The sequence below is a fragment of the Wolbachia endosymbiont of Drosophila bocki genome (assembly GCF_028982005.1).
In the GTDB taxonomy this organism is placed as follows: Bacteria; Pseudomonadota; Alphaproteobacteria; order Rickettsiales; family Anaplasmataceae; genus Wolbachia; species Wolbachia pipientis.
The window spans coordinates 1-4,013 of record NZ_JAPQLG010000189.1 but is presented as its reverse complement, the minus strand read 5'-3'; the positions used below and the strand labels follow the sequence as shown (position 1 = coordinate 4,013).

At 33.7% G+C, this 4,013-nt stretch carries 4 protein-coding genes, 1 other RNA gene and 1 pseudogene; 4 read left to right on the top strand and 2 right to left on the bottom strand.

The window, feature by feature from the left end; all coding sequences use genetic code 11:
* The first annotated feature begins 1 nt into the window (after window position 1).
* Window positions 2-625 (top strand): O-methyltransferase, encoded by a 624-nt coding sequence (locus tag OZD61_RS04535; protein ID WP_274980011.1) that lies wholly within the window; start codon window positions 2-4, stop codon window positions 623-625.
* Between the two features lies 1 nt (window position 626).
* Here the strand turns inward: OZD61_RS04535 and OZD61_RS04530 are convergent, their stop codons facing one another.
* A complete protein-coding gene (locus tag OZD61_RS04530) occupies window positions 627-1,280 on the bottom strand; it encodes a glutathione S-transferase family protein (RefSeq protein WP_274980010.1) in 654 nt (217 codons plus the stop codon).
* Between the two features lie 208 nt (window positions 1,281-1,488).
* Window positions 1,489-1,617, bottom strand: a pseudogene (locus OZD61_RS04525) (WPE palindromic element domain-containing protein); the annotation flags it as partial.
* 108 nt (window positions 1,618-1,725) lie between these two features.
* Here OZD61_RS04525 and ffs point away from each other — a divergent pair.
* From ffs to OZD61_RS04510, 3 genes are all read left to right on the top strand, one after another.
* Window positions 1,726-1,825, top strand: an RNA gene (ffs, locus tag OZD61_RS04520) — signal recognition particle sRNA small type.
* Window positions 1,826-1,840: 15 nt separating this feature from the next.
* Entirely contained in the window at window positions 1,841-3,442 is a 1,602-nt protein-coding gene (dnaX, locus tag OZD61_RS04515) for a DNA polymerase III subunit gamma/tau (RefSeq protein ID WP_274980009.1), read from the top strand.
* A 21-nt stretch (window positions 3,443-3,463) separates the two neighbouring features.
* On the top strand, window positions 3,464-3,778 hold the full coding sequence (locus OZD61_RS04510; RefSeq protein WP_338062834.1) for a YbaB/EbfC family nucleoid-associated protein: 315 nt from the start codon (window positions 3,464-3,466) through the stop codon (window positions 3,776-3,778).
* Window positions 3,779-4,013: the final 235 nt, after the last annotated feature.

Sequence of the window (4,013 nt, the reverse complement as noted above, 5' to 3'; positions counted from 1 at the left end):
ATTGTCATACATAAGAAATCTATTTGCAAAAGAATATAAAAAAATAGAAGAATATTGTATTCTTGAAAAAAAGCAACATATTCAAATTGGCCCTGAAGAAGGAAAGCTATTAAGTTTATTTATAAAAATCCAAAAAATCAAAAGTATTGTTGAGATTGGCACGTTATACGGTTACTCGTCGATTTGCATGGCAAAAGCTCTACTAAAAGACGGTCATATATATACAATAGAAAATAATCCTCAACACTCAAGAATAGCAAAAAAAAATTTTAGTGCTTTTAATCTAAGTGATAAAATTACTCTAATAGAAGGCGATGCACTGGAAAAAATTAATGAATTATCAGCAAAAGCACCATTTGACATGATATTTATTGATGCTGACAAAAGTAGTTATCCTAAGTATTTAGATTGGGCAGAGTCATACATTAAACAAGATGGGCTAATCGTTGCAGATAACACTCTACTGTTTAACACAGTATTTTTAGAATCGCCTCCAAAAGAAGTATCAGAAAAATCATGGCATGCCATGAGGGAGTTTAATAATAGATTATCAGATGAAAAAAAATATTTCTCTATATTGATTCCAACTGATGAAGGAATGACTGTAGCTTTAAAGCTAACATAAGTTAAAAATCAAGGTCAGCATAATGTTTAGGAGGGATTAAACCAGAAATCCTCTCTAATAATATCTCACGAAAACAAGGCTTTGATTTAACAATGGAGTACCATTCTTTTAAAATTTTACTTTTTTCCCATGGAAAACTACTTACATAATCCATTACGGAAGTATGCGATGCTAAAGTAATATCAGCTAAAGTGAACTTATCAGTTGCAAGCCAAACGTTCTTGTTAATTAAGTGTTCGATGTATTCCATATGGCAAGGCAGGTTATGCTGAGCTGCATGAAGAAATCTAGAGTCAGGGCTGCGGTTAGTAATTACTTTTTCATTCATAATATACTTAGTAACTTCATTGTAAAATTTGTTATCGAACCAATTGATTAGAGCGCGTATTTTAGACTTAATAATAGTGGATGAACCAAGTAATTTTATATCGCTATTGTAAGTCTCTTCTATATATTCACAAACGGCATTACTATCCGCTATTACAGAGTTATTATCTATTAATACTGGTACTTGCCCGGTTGGGTTGATCTCCATAAATTCAGTCCGCTTTTCCCACGGATTTTCATACACTAGATCACAGCCCAACTTTTTTTCTTTGAGAAGAGCTCTAACTTTTCGTGAAAATGGACAAAGAGGAAAATGATATAAAATCATAATATTCCTCTTTTATTATCCCAGTACTTATAGATTGTCATCCCAGCGCATGATACTGGCATCCAGCTTATTTCATTATGGACATTTTATGGACATTATTTTTAACATATACTCCTAGAATCCGTTGTACATTGCATAATTTGCAAATATTTTTATATCTGGATCCCAGTACAACTGTACGAACATTGTAGTTTGAGAGCAATTCCCACCGGAAGGGTGTCATTCCAGTGCTTGACACTGGAATCCAGTTCTTATTATGCAACAGCCTGATGTATTCATTTAAAATTAAGTTTTCTGGATCCAAGTAGTCAAGCACTGGGATGACAGAAGAAGAGTATTTTAGGTAACAGTTGTTTACTCCAAAGTAATGTTGCAAAAGGTCTAACATATAAATTATAAGACTAATATAGGATATACCTTGCTAAATAAAAAAAAAAGTATAATATTTTATAAGGTATGCAGGCAAAAACTCTGTAATTTGGTCAGATCAGAAATGAAGCAGCCATATCAGAACCTTTTTGGGTTGCATACCTATTTCATTATTTGTTTTATCCGAGGCTATGAATATAGCATCAAAACATCGTCCTGGTAGCTTCAAAGATCTAGTAGGTCAAGATATATTAGTGCGTGTATTAGAAAATGCTTTTATTTTAAACAAAATCCCACAATCTATACTGCTCTCTGGTAGTAGTGGAGTTGGTAAAACCACCACTGCAAGGATAATAGCTTTATGTTTGAATTGTTCCCTGGGGCCAATTTTTGAACCTTGCGGATCATGTGAAAATTGTCTAGCAATAAAAAATTCAAGCCATCCAGATGTAATTGAAATCGATGCAGCAAGTCACACTAGCATTGACGATATTAAAGTAATCCTGGGAGATATTTGCTATTCACCTATAAGCTCTAAATTCAAAGTCTACATTATAGATGAAGTACATATGTTATCCAGCAGCGCATTTAACGCATTACTTAAAACCCTAGAAGAGCCACCATCTAGTGTAAAGTTCATTTTAGCAACTACGGAAATAAAAAAGATACCAATAACTATTATTGCACGTTGTCAAAGATTTGATTTACACAACATTCCTGTAGCTAAAATAGTGGAACGTTTAAATGATGTTGCACGAAAAGAGAGTTATTCCATTGAAAAGGGAGCATTAGAATTAATTGCACGACACTCTGGAAATTCAATGCGTAACGCCTTGTTTTTGATGAATCAAGCAGTGCTATATAGCAAAGATGGTGCAATATCCACTAAAAATGTGACAGGCATACTTGGCTTAGTGGATAAAGATATTATATTCGATCTATTAGGGGCAATATTAGAAGGTGATTTACAGAAAGCTTTGTTAGTGTTTGACAAGGCGATAAAAACAGCAAACCCACTTAGTATTTTTGAAGGTCTATTGCAAACAATTCAGTTAGTATGCCGTTTTTTGATTACAAAAGAAATTGATAATGCAGTTACAGAGCATGAAAAGAATAGGATAAAAGATTTAAGTATAAAGAGATCTTTAATATTTTTTTCGAGATTGTGGAAGGTGTTGCTTAAAAGTATTCAAGATATAAAAACTTCAACATGCAACGATGTTGCTGCTGAAATGATGCTAATTAGTCTTTGCTATCTCTCTGATCTACCTTCTCCAGAACAGGTGATCAAAAAAGTTCTTTCACAGAATGCAGAGCAAGGAAATAGACAGGGCAGACCTGTTGCACCTTCCCCCTCTGTCATCCAAGTAGCTGACTACTCAGATCCAAAAAAATACGTGGAAAGTAAACAACAACCCCACTCTGTCATCCCAGTGCGTGACACTGGGATCCATGTGGAAAATAAACAACAAAATTACGATTTTGATAAGATTTTGCAACTATTAAGGCGGAGTAACCAAATTTATCTTTACAAACAACTGTGCAATAATCTACAATTAATAGATTGTAAACCTGGATATTTAAAATTAGAAGCTGTATCTAAGTTGGATAGTAATTTTTGCAATGATTTAAAAAATTACTTAAACCAGGTGACTCAGCAGGAGTGGGTTATTACAGTTGATACGGGTTATATAAACAGGGAAGTGAGTGATTTAAATTATGCACCTGCAGTCAAGGATATACTTGACACGTTTAAAGGTGCAAAAGTAGTTAATATAGAAAATAAGGAGTAAGTTGTGGATCTTAGTCAAATAATGAAACAAATGCAAGAGATGCAAAAAAAGCTTGCAGAAGCTCAAGAAAAATATATTGGAAAAGGGTTTCAAGGTATTTCTGGTGGCGGCAAAGTTTCTGTATTAGTGGAAGTCATAAAAATAGGTAGCTATAAAGCTAAAAAGGTGAACATAGACTTAGAACTTATGAGAAATGAGGAAAAAGATATAGTAGAGGATTTAGTAACAGCAGCATTTAATGATGCCATTAAAAAAGCAGAAGAAGATATGGCAAATGCAACTCCTGATCTTGCAGGTATGATGGGTTTACCACCTGGATTTAAACTTCCTTTTTGAATTTACTACTGAAGTTTCTTTTAGTGTAAGTATTTTTTTTCTAGTATTCCCAACGCTAGTACTTCTTCATATAATGTGCCTATACTAGCATAGCCCTACGTCATACCGTGATTCATTCCACAACTGTACAAACATTGCAATATGGCACGATATCACATAGTAAACGATGTCATTCCAGTGCTTGACACTGGAATGGCTTTGTTGCATCGCTAGCTATGATGGATTAAAGATAAAA